General features: G+C 46.7%; 12 protein-coding genes and 1 tRNA gene. 4 read left to right on the forward strand and 9 right to left on the reverse strand.

The genetic code is table 11. The features are described from left to right. Positions 1-9: 9 nt before the first annotated feature. The gene (efp, locus tag A3K86_RS09925; RefSeq protein WP_068330746.1) at positions 10-576 is read left to right on the forward strand and encodes an elongation factor P; all 567 of its coding nucleotides are present in this window, start codon (positions 10-12) and stop codon (positions 574-576) included. Between the two features lie 65 nt (positions 577-641). Here efp and A3K86_RS09930 read toward each other — a convergent pair whose 3' ends face one another. From A3K86_RS09930 to frdA, 5 genes are all read right to left on the reverse strand, one after another. Continuing rightward, on the reverse strand, positions 642-1,343 hold the full coding sequence (locus tag A3K86_RS09930; protein ID WP_068330747.1) for a VV20781 family protein: 702 nt from the start codon (positions 1,341-1,343) through the stop codon (positions 642-644). A gap of 243 nt (positions 1,344-1,586) precedes the next feature. Next, positions 1,587-1,949, reverse strand: a complete 363-nt coding sequence (gene frdD / locus A3K86_RS09935; protein WP_068330748.1) for a fumarate reductase subunit FrdD — start codon at positions 1,947-1,949, stop codon at positions 1,587-1,589. 10 nt (positions 1,950-1,959) lie between these two features. Beyond that, positions 1,960-2,343, reverse strand: a complete 384-nt coding sequence (frdC, locus tag A3K86_RS09940) for a fumarate reductase subunit FrdC (RefSeq protein WP_068330749.1) — start codon at positions 2,341-2,343, stop codon at positions 1,960-1,962. A 2-nt stretch (positions 2,344-2,345) separates the two neighbouring features. Then, positions 2,346-3,086, reverse strand: coding sequence for a succinate dehydrogenase/fumarate reductase iron-sulfur subunit (locus A3K86_RS09945; protein ID WP_068330750.1), 741 nt, complete (start codon positions 3,084-3,086; stop codon positions 2,346-2,348). Then, complete coding sequence (frdA, locus tag A3K86_RS09950) at positions 3,086-4,897, reverse strand: fumarate reductase (quinol) flavoprotein subunit (RefSeq protein WP_068330751.1); 1,812 nt, start codon at positions 4,895-4,897, stop codon at positions 3,086-3,088. Before frdA ends, A3K86_RS09945 begins: the two co-directional genes overlap by 1 nt. Positions 4,898-5,435: 538 nt before the next feature. On the opposite strand from frdA, the gene epmA reads away from it, so the two are divergent. Further along, complete coding sequence (epmA, locus tag A3K86_RS09955) at positions 5,436-6,401, forward strand: elongation factor P--(R)-beta-lysine ligase (RefSeq protein ID WP_068330752.1); 966 nt, start codon at positions 5,436-5,438, stop codon at positions 6,399-6,401. Positions 6,402-6,890: 489 nt separating this feature from the next. Here the strand turns inward: epmA and A3K86_RS09960 are convergent, their stop codons facing one another. The 4 genes from A3K86_RS09960 to rsgA form a co-directional block, all read right to left on the reverse strand. Next, positions 6,891-8,774, reverse strand: a complete 1,884-nt coding sequence (locus A3K86_RS09960; protein WP_068330753.1) for a methyl-accepting chemotaxis protein — start codon at positions 8,772-8,774, stop codon at positions 6,891-6,893. Positions 8,775-9,013: 239 nt separating this feature from the next. Next, on the reverse strand, positions 9,014-10,429 hold the full coding sequence (locus tag A3K86_RS09965) for an SLC13 family permease (protein WP_068330754.1): 1,416 nt from the start codon (positions 10,427-10,429) through the stop codon (positions 9,014-9,016). A gap of 143 nt (positions 10,430-10,572) precedes the next feature. Further along, a complete protein-coding gene (gene asd, locus A3K86_RS09970) occupies positions 10,573-11,439 on the reverse strand; it encodes an archaetidylserine decarboxylase (protein ID WP_068330755.1) in 867 nt (288 codons plus the stop codon). A gap of 257 nt (positions 11,440-11,696) precedes the next feature. Further along, positions 11,697-12,752, reverse strand: coding sequence for a small ribosomal subunit biogenesis GTPase RsgA (gene rsgA, locus A3K86_RS09975; protein ID WP_068330763.1), 1,056 nt, complete (start codon positions 12,750-12,752; stop codon positions 11,697-11,699). An 81-nt stretch (positions 12,753-12,833) separates the two neighbouring features. Here rsgA and orn point away from each other — a divergent pair, with 81 nt between their 5' ends. Beyond that, the gene (gene orn / locus A3K86_RS09980) at positions 12,834-13,379 is read left to right on the forward strand and encodes an oligoribonuclease (protein WP_068330756.1); all 546 of its coding nucleotides are present in this window, start codon (positions 12,834-12,836) and stop codon (positions 13,377-13,379) included. Positions 13,380-13,504: 125 nt separating this feature from the next. Further along, positions 13,505-13,578, forward strand: a tRNA-Met gene (locus tag A3K86_RS09985). Position 13,579: the final 1 nt, after the last annotated feature.

Raw genomic sequence — 13,579 nt, forward strand, 5'->3', positions numbered from 1 at the left:
AGGATAGAAATGGCGTCTTTCAGCACCAATGAATTCCGCGGCGGAATGAAAATTATGCTAGATAATGAACCATGTGTCATTATCGAAAACGAATTTGTTAAGCCAGGTAAAGGCCAGGCGTTCAACCGCGTTAAGATCCGTAAGCTACTTTCAGGCAAAGTACTGGAGAAGACTTTCAAGTCTGGTGAAACTGTTGAAGCTGCAGACGTAATCGATACTGATCTTGATTACCTTTACAACGACGGTGAGTTCTACCACTTCATGAACAACGAAACGTTCGAGCAAATCGCTGCTGACGTTAAAGCTGTTGGTGAAAACGCGAAGTGGTTGGTTGAAAACAACACTTGTACGCTAACACTGTGGAACGGTAACCCAATCGCAGTAACGCCACCAAACTTCGTTGAGCTTGAAGTTACAGATACTGATCCTGGCCTGAAAGGTGATACTCAAGGTACAGGCGGTAAGCCAGCAACACTATCAACAGGTGCCGTTGTACGTGTACCACTATTCATCGCTATCGGTGAAGTGATCAAAGTTGATACGCGTTCAGCTGAATACGTAGGCCGTGTGAAGTAATCACATCGCATGCAGTAAAAAAGGTCGCTTAGGCGACCTTTTTTGTTTTTGGGTGTTAGTGTGGATTATTCCGTATCCGACTCTGCGCGCCAGCTTAGCGCACTTGCAATCGTCGCGACGGCCATGACATCTTTTTCGGCATCAGAAAGGTTAGGTTGCATTTGCAAAGCGATGCTGCCGTTGGTGTAGATAGCGGCAATACGTTTACCATTTTGGCTAACGTGAAAGCCGAGTGGGTTTTCTGATGAGGTAAAACTACCTGCTACTTTATGATCCGATTCTAATTGGTAGCGGATTGCATTCATCTCAATATAGCCTTGCACTTCTTTGGCAATACCCATCTTAATGACGCCACTTTTATCGCGTAGTTCTACTTTACCAATGTTCTTGTCGTTGGCCATGATTTGACAGGTGTAGGGATCGGATGAGCCTACCGCAATACCGCCGAAGTTCACGCCTTTATAGCCACCGCCACATAGTAGATCCCAGCTTTGGTTGCTGCTTACGTTGGTCACGCGAGCGGTCATTTCTGCGCTAACGCTATCGTAGGGTAGCCATGTGCTGCTGCTTTTATCACGGCTGTATTTCCCTTTGTACAGACCTGCCATATCAAAGTTACCACTACGACCCAGTCCCCAGAACATCCCACTGGTTTTAACGGCTAATTCTGGTTGCGCTTTGATTGCGTCATCAACTTCGATGCTTGAGTTAACGCCACAACCGGCAAGAGTGAATAAGCACAGCGAAGCTAAAAGTGTTTTTTTCATGATCCATCCTTATCGGAATTGGGATTTAATTGAATGGTGTTTTATTGTGGTGGGGAGAATACATTAATGAACAGCGTTTTTCATTATTGAATCATCAATAATGTGAATTAAATAAGGCCATTTAGGGTGGGGTATCGATAAATAAAAGATGAAAACTAGATTTTAGTTTGCTGTGAGCTGAGCAATAGCACAAAAAAAAGCACCGCCGAAGCGGTGCTTTTCAATGCGATGTGCTTTGTATGATTAGATCATGAATACAAAGATAACAGCCAGTGCAGACACTAGGAATGCCGCTGCGTAACATGCGATTTTACCTGCCACGCCAACGTGGAATTTCAGGTCGTGCATACCGTGGTGTAGACGGTGCATTGCGTGCCACATTGGTAGTGCTAGCGTCGCGATGGTGAATAGACCACCGATGATGCTAGTTACAAAGCCAGATACGCGCTCGTAGCTCATTGCTTCTGCATCAAGCATGCCTAGTGGCACCATGATACCAAGTACAAGCACAGTGATTGGCGTTAGCATTGCAAACCAAGTACCACCGGCACCAAATAGACCCCACCAAACTGGCTCGTCAGAACGTTTCGGATTACGATTTACCACGTGACGCTCCTTATACTAGAACTAGAACGAATAGTGAGATAGCTGCAACAGCTGCCCACTGAGCAAGAACGACAACTTTCTTATCAAGGGCTTTGCCTTTGATTTTGATCGGCATAACTTGTGGCATCATGCTGAAGAAAGTTTGCGCGTGGAACAAGCTGCCTAAAAGAGCCAGAATGTTCAGTACCACTACGATTGGGTTAGCCATAAACTCTAACCAACCCGCCCAAGCTTCAGGGCCTTTCACTAGGCTGCCAAGACCGAAAGTCAGACAGATAGTGAAGAAGATTAGTGGTAGTACAGTTGCTTCACGTACCATGTAGAAGCGATAGAAAGGATGATCCTTCCACCAAGTGCGCTTCATTTCGCGAACGTAAGGTTTACGATTGCTCATCCTTATGCCTCCTGAGGTTTCATCATGGCAATAACGAAATCTTTAGAAGATTCAACTTTGCCTTGGTTAACCGCTGCTGCTGGGTCAACGTTCTTCGGACAAACTTCAGAACAGTAACCAACAAACGTACAGCCCCATGCACCGTTTTCACCGTTGATCAGCTTCATACGCTCATCAGAACCGTTATCACGGTTATCTAGGTTGTAACGGTGAGCCAGAGTCAGTGCCGCAGGACCGATGAACTCTGGGTTCAAACCGAACTGAGGACATGCTGCGTAGCACAGACCACAGTTGATACAGCCAGCAAATTGCTTGTATTTCGCCATTTGCTCTGGTGTTTGGTTGTTCGGGCCGTCTTCTGGTTTACGGTCGTTACCAATGATGTATGGTTTGATCGCTTCCAAGCGCTCGATGAACGGCGTCATGTCTACGATAAGGTCTTTTTCGATAGCAAAGTTAGACAGTGCTTCGATTTTTAGACCGTTCGGGTAGTCACGTAGGAAGGTCTTACATGCCAGTTTTGGCACCTTGTTAACCATCATGCCGCAAGAACCACAGATCGCCATACGACAAGACCAACGGTACGCCAGATCTTTGTCTAGGTTGTCTTTGATGTAGCCCAGTGCATCAAGCACAGACATGGTTTCGTTGAACGGTACTTCAAAGGTTTCAAAGTAAGGTTCTGCGTCTTTCGCTGGGTCATAACGCAGGATTTCTACTTTCTGGATACGATTGCCTGACATTATGCCTGCTCCTCTGCTTGCTTCGCTTCAGCGGCTTCTTTCGCTGCTGCTTCTTCAGCCGCTGCACCGTATAGACGTGCTTTTGGTTGCGACTTAGTGATAGTCACATCGCTGTATTCAATGCGAGGTGCTTGATCACCGTTGTAGAATGCTAGCGTGTGTTTCAGGAAGTTCACGTCATCACGCTCTGTGCAACCATCGTCTAGACGTTGGTGCGCACCGCGAGATTCGCGACGTAGAATCGCAGAGTGTGCCATTGCTTCAGCAACTTCTAGGCCGTAACCCACTTCGATTGCGTATAGCAGATCAGTGTTGAATACTTTGCCTTTGTCTTTGATGCTGATGTTTTTGAAGCGCGTACGCAGTTCAGCCAGTTTATCAACTGTTGCTTGCATCAGATCTTCTTGGCGGTAGATACCACAACCCGCTTCCATGGTTTGACCCATTTCAGTACGAATATCAGCCCAGTTCTCGTCGCCTTCTTGCGCCATTAGCGCGTCGATGCGGTCTTGAACAGCCTGAATTTGTTGTTCGATTGATGCTTCGTTCCAACCTTGGAATTCTTCAGCGCGTTTCGCTGCACCTTCACCCGCTACGCGGCCAAATACCACTAGCTCAGCCAGTGAGTTTGAACCTAGACGGTTAGCACCGTGAAGACCTACAGATGAACATTCACCTACCGCGAACAGACCTTTAATACGGGTCTCGTTGTGGCTGTCAGTCTCGATACCACCCATGGTGTAGTGCACGGTTGGACGAATTGGAATTGGCTCTTTTGCAGGGTCTACGTTTACGTAAGCTTTTGCTAGCTCACAGATGAATGGTAGACGCTCGTGCAGGTACTCTTCACCAAGGTGGCGAAGGTCTAGGTGTACTACGTCGCCCAGAGGGTGCTTGATAGTGTTACCTTTTTGCTGCTCGTGCCAGAAAGCTTGAGAAACTTTGTCACGTGGACCTAGTTCCATGTATTTGTTCTTCGGTTGGCCAACTGGTGTTTCAGGACCCATACCGTAGTCTTGTAGGTAGCGGTAGCCGTTCTTGTTTACGATGATACCACCTTCACCACGACAACCTTCTGTCATCAGGATACCAGTACCTGGTAGACCTGTTGGGTGGTATTGAACGAACTCCATGTCACGTAGCGGTACACCGTGGCGGAATGCCATCGCCATGCCGTCACCCGTTACGATGCCACCGTTAGTGTTACAGTGGTAAACGCGACCCGCACCACCTGTTGCTAGCACAACAGATTTTGCTTTAATACAGATCAGTTCGCCTTCCGCCATGTGGATAGCAATCAGACCTTGTACTTCGCCGCCTTCAACCAGTAGGTCTACTACGAAGTACTCATCGAAGCGATTGATTTGATCGTACTTGATCGAGGTTTGGAATAGAGTGTGTAGCATGTGGAAGCCGGTTTTATCCGCAGCGAACCACGTACGCTCAACCTTCATACCACCGAAACGACGCACGTTCACTTCACCGTTATCTTTACGGCTCCAAGGACAACCCCACTGCTCTAGTTGAGTCATCTCACGTGTTGCGTTTTCTACAAAATATTCAACAACGTCCTGTTCACATAACCAGTCACCACCGCCAACAGTGTCGTTGAAGTGGTTGTCGTAGCTATCTTCATCCTTGATTACGGCAGCAGAGCCACCTTCCGCCGCTACTGTGTGTGAGCGCATTGGGTAAACTTTAGAGATCAGTGCGATATCTAAGTCTGGGTTTGCTTCAGCAGCAGCGATGGCAGCACGTAGGCCTGCACCACCTGCACCGATTACAGCGATATCTGTGGTAATAGTCTTCACAGCTATCCTCCGAAGGTAAGACGATAAAATTTAAAAAAGTGCGAAATTCGCACTTATCCTTGAAATCCTGATAGGCATTTTATGAAACAAATCTTCATGAAAATTTGATTTAGACGCAGCTTTTTCACCGAAATAGCCCTAAAGTATAGGTTGATTACATTTTTTGTGATTATTGTCACAAGTTGTAATGACTTATAAATATTAATTAACTGTTTTCAATTGTTTTAATTGTTTGTAGCTTGTTATTGGTGTGTTTCTATTTATGGCGTTAAGTCATTAAAAATAAAAAACTAATCAATATATCTGCGTAATCTTAAAACTCACATTGTGCACTTTATGACGATTTGGTTTTATTTTTGTAGAACTACTGGTTATCGCAATGTTGGCTTACTGTGGTGTTAATGATCTTGAATTTAACGTTGCATTCATTATTTTTCATATTTTATGCAGGATAAAGGCTGTGAACAGCAGCATGGAGTGAAGTAGGGGATTTGCTACACTATGCGGTTTGAAATTCCCTTTTACTGTGGTGAAAAACATGACTTGGCAACCAACAGCCTCTATTGAACAGTTAAAACAGCGTGGACAGCTCTTGGCGAGCATTCGTCACTTCTTTGCCTCGCGTGATGTACTTGAGGTTGATACGCCTGCAATGAGTCAGGCAACTGTGACAGATATTCATCTGCATACCTTTAACACTGAGTTTGTTGGGCCGGGTTATGCCAAGGGGCAAACGCTGTATTTGATGACCAGTCCTGAATTTCATATGAAGCGCCTGCTGGCAGCAGATAGTGGTCCTATCTATCAGATCTGTAAATCATTCCGTAATGAAGAGTCGGGTCGTTATCACAACCCTGAATTTACGATGTTGGAATGGTACCGTCCGGGCTTTACCCACCATACCTTGATGGATGAGATGGACGAGCTACTGCAACTGGTGTTGTCATCAGCGCCCGCGACTCGAATGACATACCAGCAAGCTTTCTTAGATGTATTAGGCGTGTGCCCACTAGTAGGCTCAATGACTGAGCTCAAAGCGGCAGCGGCACAATTGGGGCTGGCAGATATCGCCGAACCCGAGCAAGACCGTGATACCTTATTGCAACTGCTGTTTAGTGTTGGGGTTGAGCCTAAGATTGGTCAGGCTGCACCGGCGTTTGTGTACGACTTCCCAGCTAGCCAAGCGGCATTAGCGCGTATTAACCCGCAAGATAACCGTGTCGCTGAGCGTTTTGAGGTGTATTTCAAAGGGATTGAGTTGGCAAACGGCTTCCATGAGCTGTCTGATGGTGATGAGCAGTTAGTGCGCTTTGAGCAAGACAATGAAAAACGTTTAGCGATGGGGCTTCAACCGCAGCCTATCGATATGCACTTGGTGAACGCACTTCGGGCGGGTTTCCCTGACTGTGCTGGGGTAGCGTTAGGGATTGATAGACTGATCATGCTAGCAATGGGCGAAGATCATATTGATCAAGTGACGGCATTTCCGATCGACATTGCTTAATTGATGGCACAAGCGGATCAACGACGAAAAGCGCGATATCACTATCGCGCTTTTTTTGTCGATAAGACGGCCTGAGTCCAATCGTTGAGCTTGAAGTGATAGGGGATGCTATCACTACCGAGCTCATTTAATTGGTTTGTGTTTTGGGTGAACACAGAAATACGTTTAGCTTCACTTTCCTCATCTGAAAGTGGGGGAACAGCTAATATGAGTATCAGTCGCTTTATTCACTCAAGGAGTGAGACGGTAAGTGCAGGATTAGGATTTCAAGGCATCTTAGTCGTCAAGCTGCCCAAACTATAAGCAATTAAATTCTCAAATGCAAATAATTCTCACTTATGATTGTAAGTGCCGTTGTGGAAGACAATAGTGCGATAAGCAAAAAAGATACAGAGGGAGTAGAAAGGGATAGAAAAACGCCGATGCTAACTGAGGTTAACATCGGCGTTGATTAAAATAGATGAGTGCTGTTGGGGCTATTCAGGGCAGTTACACTTTAAAGCGCGATACATCTTTGCGCATTGATTCTGCTGAATTACTCATCTCTTGCGCGCTTTCGCTAACTTCCGTCGTTTGCTGAGCGAGGTGATCAGAGACATCTTTGATTGCCTGTGTATTGCGGCTGATGTCTTCGCTCACGGCACGTTGCTCTTCTGCGGCGCTCGCAATTTGTGATGCCATATCTGAGATTTCAGTGATCGCTTGGGTGATTTGGGTCAAGCTGTCGCTTGCGGCACCCGCATAATCGACACTTTGACCAGCCAGTTCAGTACTGGTTTCCATGCTATCAACCGCTTGGCGGGTGTTTTGCTGTAAGGTTTCGATCATACCGCGAATTTCTTCGGTTGAATCGTGCGTACGCTTACTCAATACCCGCACTTCGTCTGCTACTACTGCAAAGCCACGACCTTGCTCACCGGCACGAGCCGCTTCAATTGCTGCATTAAGCGCGAGCAGGTTGGTTTGTTCGGCAATACCTTGAATGGTCGATAGGATTTGATTGATGTTCTGGGCATTGCTTTCCAGTTCGTGGATCACGTTCGCCGCATCTTGCACTTGGTTAGCTAGCAAGGTGATCGCATCACGGTTTTGACCAATCACTTGCTTACCAGACTCACAAGCATCGGTAGAGGCTTGCGCCGCTGATGCTGTCATTTCAGCATGGCTGGCAACTTCGGCTGATGTCGCTGACATTTCATGGATCGCAGTAGCGATTTGGTTAACATCGTTTTGCTGATCTGACACGCGCATTGAGGCTTGCTCGGCTTGTTGCGACGACTGCTGCGCTGATTGGCTTAGGGTCATTGACTGGCTCACGATACCTTTGATCATGGTCTGCAATTGGCCTAAGAAACGGTTCATGTTTTCTGCCAGCTCACCAATCTCATCCATACGTTTGATTTCGATGCGTTGGGTTAAGTCACCGCTACCTTGCGCCAGTTGTTCAACCGATTTGCTTAGCTCAGCAAGAGGGCGCAGTAGGCTCGTGATGATGTAAGTAGCAATGGCTGCAATTACAATGTATAGGATTACAGAGGCAATCAATACGAAGGTAATTTGTTGGCTGATTGAAGCAAAGGCTAGACCTTCATCTTGGACGATACCCAGTGCCCAGCTTGTGCCTGCAATCGGTGTTACAAAGATCAGCTTGTTACTGCCATCGCTGTCTTGGTAGATGGTTTCCACTTTGCCGTTGTTGGCCAGTTGGCGGATCATCTCAGGCGTGAGTTCGTCATCAAGTTTCGTCAGCGGTTGCTGGCTAAGGCTTTCATCGCGATATGCCACGATGCGGTTTTCACCATCAACTAAGAATGCATAGCCATCGTTGTCGATGTTCAGGTTTAAGATTTCTTTGATGATGTTGTTGATGGTAACGTCTGCGGCTAATACCCCGTTGTACTCACCACGGAAAGCACGCGCGATACTGACCACAATACTGCCGTCAAAGTCTTGGTATGGTTCGGTAATAATGGTTTCACCTGCGCTGATGGCATCGCGATACCAAGGGCGAGTTCGTGGGTCGTAATCGGCAGGCCAATCTTCGGTTTTATCGCCGTAAGCGATGCGACCATCGGTAAAACCTGCGTATACCGATAGGAAGTGACCCGCGCGTTTGGTCACTAGCAGTTCTCGGTCAACGTTGCTGCGGCTGTTGATTAGGCTTTCGTTGGCCAGCAGCATATCGGTGCGAGTATCCATCCAATCAGCGACATAGTTGCTGGTAGCCTGACCGATATCAGTCATTTGACCATGTACCTGCTTGGTGGTCTCAGTTCGTAATTGGTTAATAGAAATCCAAGCTTGTACAGCACTGACTGTCGCTATGATGATGGCGATAGCCACTTGGATCTTGAACTTGATCGTATATTTCATCACTTTGTCTCTTATTGTTGCCGCTATTCCATTACGCCATTCGCAAAAAGAGTAGGGATATGTTGAGAAGAGTTGTTATTTTATGTGTCTAGGTTATCGACCGAATTTGGTTTATATGAATGATAAAGAGCATAAAAGGCACAAAATCTTAGTAATTGATTAAAATTTGTGATCTTTATCTATATAAAAAGAGCAGCATATTGCTGCTCTTAATGAAGAGTGATGAGGGAAATGTGATCTTAAGTCAGGATCAATGCGCCAATATAAACGATGCAGAGTCCTAGCAAACCTATGATTAAGCCGGTTTTTGCCATGTCTTTGCTTTCGACTAATCCGGTGGAATAAGCCAGTGAGTTTGGTGGGGTGGAAACCGGTAAGATCATCCCAAGTGATGCCGAGAAAGCGACCACAACCAACACGCCTTGCAGTCCTCCCATCGAGGCGAGGCTGTCCATTGAAGCGGCAACGGCGGCAGCGATGGGCATCAATAAGTTGGCGGTGGCAGTATTGGACATAAAGTTTGCCATCAACCAACACAGAATCGATAAGGTCAGCACTACCGCAACGGGTGAGAGCGCGTCGTAATCGACGGCATGGGCCAATGCAGCAGCTAGTCCTGTTTTATCGAGCGCTAAACCTATCGCGATCCCGCCCGCAACCAGCCATAACACATCCCAGTTGATCAGCTTGAGCTCTTCTTTGCCCATGATGCCAGTTAACGTAAAGACAGCCAGCGGAATGATAGACACCACATAGGTGTTCATGCCGTGCAGCGAGGTTGTCATCCATAACAAAATAGTAAGGCCAAAGGTGATGTACACCACAATGGCTTGCCAGCTTTTCTGAAACGTACCATCGAGTTGCAGCTTCATTTGCTGCTGACTGGAAGGAAACATTTTTTGCAGTAACCACCACGCAATAGCCAATTGGACAATCACAAACGGTAGACCCATCATCATCCAACCAAGGAAGCTAATGCTGTGCTCTCCCGTTAAATACTGCAAAGCAATGGCATTGGGAGGCGTTCCGATTGGGGTCGCAATCCCCCCGGTATTAGCTGCGATGGGAATACAGAGCACTAAGGCTTTGATCCCGATATCGCCTTTCGGTACAGACGCGACGATTGGTGCTAACAAAGCCAACATCATCACTGTGGTGGCGGTATTCGACATGAACATTGAGAACACGGCAGTGATCAGCATTAGCCCCAACATGATGAACTTGGGCTGGTGGCCAAAAGGTTTGAGTAGTACTCGGGCGAGGTTGTTATCGAGCTCGTACTTTGATGCGGCTATCGCCAGCGCGAACCCACCCATAAAGAGGATAATAATTGGCGATGAAAAAGCGCCAAGGATATCGGTGTAGGGGATCAAGGTTCCCATATCATGCCCGGCGGGGGCGGTACGAAATAAGTGGAGCCCTTTGTCGGAAATCATGACCAGCTCAAGGGCGATGATCAAAATAGAGGTAGCAAAAACGGGGACAGGTTCTAAAACCCAAAGTAGGGCGGCGAGAGCGAAAATAGCGAGTAAGCGGTGTTGAATTAAAGTGAGGTCGTCAATAGGAATGGCATCAATCGGCATCAGTAATATACCAAGCGGAATACCAAAGGATATAAACAGCCGTATGAGCTGTGAAACTGAGAGATTTTTCATAATGATGTTGTTTTGCAATTTATAAGAAGACTGCAAAACAGCATACTAATTGACCAAAAAAAAGCTGGTAACGAGGTCAATTTTTGGTACTAAAAAGGGGCGATGAACGCCCCTTTTAACAGAAATGTTAACTGGTTAGTCGTTTATGACTTTTTCAGTTCAGCGTATGGCTGACCCATGCGCGTTGGCTGTTCTGGTTTCATGTCTTCCACAAAGTGGATCATGTCTTTCGGGAACAGGTTGATAACGGTTGAACCCAGCTTGAAGCGACCCATTTCGTCACCTTTTTTCAATACCACAGCGCTGTCACCTGATGCTGGGTAATCCCAACGACGCACTTCAGGGCCTGTTGGCGGAGTCACTGTGCCAGCCCATACCGTTTCGATGCTACCTACAATGGTTGCGCCTACTAAGACTTGAGCAATTGGGCCGTGCTCGGTATCGAAGATACATACTACGCGCTCGTTACGAGCAAACAGGTTTGGTACGTTCTCTGCGGTTAGCGGATTAACCGAGAACAGATCACCAGGTACGTAAATCATCTGACGCAGCGTACCATTGCATGGCATGTGCACACGGTGGTAATCACGAGGTGATAGGTAAAGTGTTGCGAAATCGCCGTCTTTAAATTCTTCTGCGAGAGCTTTATCGCCACCCAGAAGCTCGGTGCTATCAAAGTAGTGGCCTTTCGCTTGGAATAGGCGACCTTCTTTAATTGGGCCTAGTTGGCTCACACAAGCGTCTGCAGGGTGTGAAATGATGTTGTCATCGGTATTGATTGGACGCGCACCGTCTTTCAGTTCACGAACAAAGAATTGGTTGAATGTCGGGTAGGCTGCTGGATCTGGGTTACGCGCTTCTGACATATCAATTTTGTATTGGTTGATAAACCAACGGATGATTGCCGTGGTGAATTTACCACCTTCAAATGCAGCAATTTTACCTACTAAGCGGGTTACCGCATGTTTTGGCAAACAGTATTGTAGGCCGATTTTGAGATTATCTAGCACGGTGTCTTTTCCGAAAAAAGTTCATTTAATCAACAGTCTACTTACTAAAATTAACAAGTAAGTAATAACTCGAACAGGTAATAATACCGAAACACACTGCTAAAGTCAGGTTATTCCGAGCAGAGTAAGGCGGTGAATGAAGTGATAAGGCTGGGAAAAGAAAGCTGAAATAGGGAATAACGTTGGTCGAGAGAGTAGCTAAGGCGATGATGGCTTAATGCTTTATCATCGCCTTATTTAGAGGGAGCGATAACAGATTAATTTTGCTGTTTGTTACGTGAGAACTGACGGTTCGCCACGTTTTCCGACATGCTTTCGATGATCTTGTGGTAGCTGTCGTAGCGCTCTTGGGTGATTTTACCTTCCTCTACGGCATCACGAATGATGCAGCCTGGGTCGTCACCGTGCTTACAGTCGCGGAATTTACAGCCGCCCAAGTATTCACGAAATTCGACAAAGGCTTCGGTGACTTGCTCTGGCTCTAAGTGCCATAAGCCAAATTCACGTACTCCAGGAGAGTCGATTAAGTCACCACCATCAGGGAAATGGTAAAGGCGCGCAGCTGTCGTGGTGTGTTGACCTAAGCCAGAGTTTTCAGAAACCGCACCTGTCTCGGCTTCTACTTCAGGCATCAGAGTATTCACCATACTGGATTTACCCACACCGGATTGACCTGCAAAGATACTGATGTGATCTTTCAAGTCATGACGTAGTTCATCCATGCCTTCACCAGTGTCCGAGCTTACGTAACGGATCTGGTAACCAATGTCTTGGTAAAGTGAAAGCGTTTGTTCAACCACTTGGCGCTCATCTGCATCTAATAGATCGACTTTATTAAGGACGATCAGTGGCTCGATGCCCACGGTTTCAGCGGCAATGAGGTAACGGTCGATAATATTGAGCGATAACTCAGGCAAAACAGCAGAAACAATGATGATACGGTTAACGTTAGCGGCAACGGCTTTAACGCCATCGTAATAATCAGGGCGTGTTAGTACTGATTCACGTTGGTGTACCGCTTCTACAACACCTGAGATCCCATCGAGAGATTCAACACCTGGGCGCCATACAACACGGTCACCAGAAACTAGGCTCTGAATGCTGCGGCGTAGGTTACAACGGTGGATCGTCCCCGTTTCCGGATCTTCAATATCGGCATGTTGGCCAAAACGTGTGATAACCAATCCTTCACGAGCCGCTTCGAGCAGTGCCTCGTCCCATTGGACATCATTCTTTTCACGCTTTAGACGTTTATCTTGATTCGAGCGAACGCGACGGCTCTGCCCTTTGGTCAGCTTTTTCTTTTTTGCCACAAGTTTATCGTTCAGTTTGGTTGGCTTTCGGATTAAGCCAAGTATGATACATGGTTTAGTCACAAAATAGGCATTAATCCAATGACAATTAGCGATCAGAATTTAATTTGGATCGATCTGGAGATGACAGGTCTGGATCCTGAAACGCATAAAATCATTGAAATCGCGACCATAGTGACAGACGCTCAGCTGAACATTTTAGCAGAAGGGCCAACACTTGCGATTCATCAGCCAGAGTCTGAATTAGATAAGATGGATGACTGGTGTACCAATACGCACACTAATAGTGGATTGGTGGAACGTATTCGCCAAAGCCAACTTTCTGAAGAAGATGCCGTTCGTGAAACGATCGCGTTTCTAGAGAAGTGGGTACCTAAAGGTGCGTCGCCAATTTGTGGTAACAGCATTGGTCAGGATCGCCGTTTCCTATACAAGTACATGCCTGAGTTAGAGCAGTACTTCCATTACCGCTATCTTGATGTCAGCACATTAAAAGAGCTAACGCGCCGCTGGAAACCAGAGGTGTTAGACGGCTTTTCTAAGAAAGGAAGTCATTTAGCATTAGATGATATCCGTGACTCGATCGCAGAGCTTCGCTATTATCGTGAGCAGATCTTCAATATCTGATTGGAAAATAGTCACTTAGCGAGGAAAGTCCGGTTTTTTTCTGTGAAGTATTGCATCCGTCAATTTTCCTCGTATAATGCGCAGCCTCGAAGGCATTAATGGTTTAATGTTTTCGACAGTACGGACGCGGGGTGGAGCAGCTTGGTAGCTCGTCGGGCTCATAACCCGAAGGTCGTCGGTTCAAATCCGGCCCCCGCAAC

It is taken from the genome of Photobacterium jeanii, assembly GCF_001650345.1.
Lineage (GTDB): Bacteria > Pseudomonadota > Gammaproteobacteria > Enterobacterales > Vibrionaceae > Photobacterium > Photobacterium jeanii.

Excerpts from the sequence above, each read along its gene's own strand:
- efp (WP_068330746.1), top strand. The coding sequence starts at position 10 with ATGGCGTCTTTCAGCACCAATGAATTCCGCGGCGGAATGAAAATTATG.
- A3K86_RS09930 (WP_068330747.1), bottom strand. The coding sequence starts at position 1,343 with ATGAAAAAAACACTTTTAGCTTCGCTGTGCTTATTCACTCTTGCCGGT.
- frdC (WP_068330749.1), bottom strand. The coding sequence starts at position 2,343 with ATGAGCAATCGTAAACCTTACGTTCGCGAAATGAAGCGCACTTGGTGG.
- A3K86_RS09945 (WP_068330750.1), bottom strand. The coding sequence starts at position 3,086 with ATGTCAGGCAATCGTATCCAGAAAGTAGAAATCCTGCGTTATGACCCA.
- epmA (WP_068330752.1), top strand. The coding sequence starts at position 5,436 with ATGACTTGGCAACCAACAGCCTCTATTGAACAGTTAAAACAGCGTGGA.
- A3K86_RS09960 (WP_068330753.1), bottom strand. The coding sequence starts at position 8,774 with ATGAAATATACGATCAAGTTCAAGATCCAAGTGGCTATCGCCATCATC.
- A3K86_RS09965 (WP_068330754.1), bottom strand. The coding sequence starts at position 10,429 with ATGAAAAATCTCTCAGTTTCACAGCTCATACGGCTGTTTATATCCTTT.
- orn (WP_068330756.1), top strand. The coding sequence starts at position 12,834 with ATGACAATTAGCGATCAGAATTTAATTTGGATCGATCTGGAGATGACA.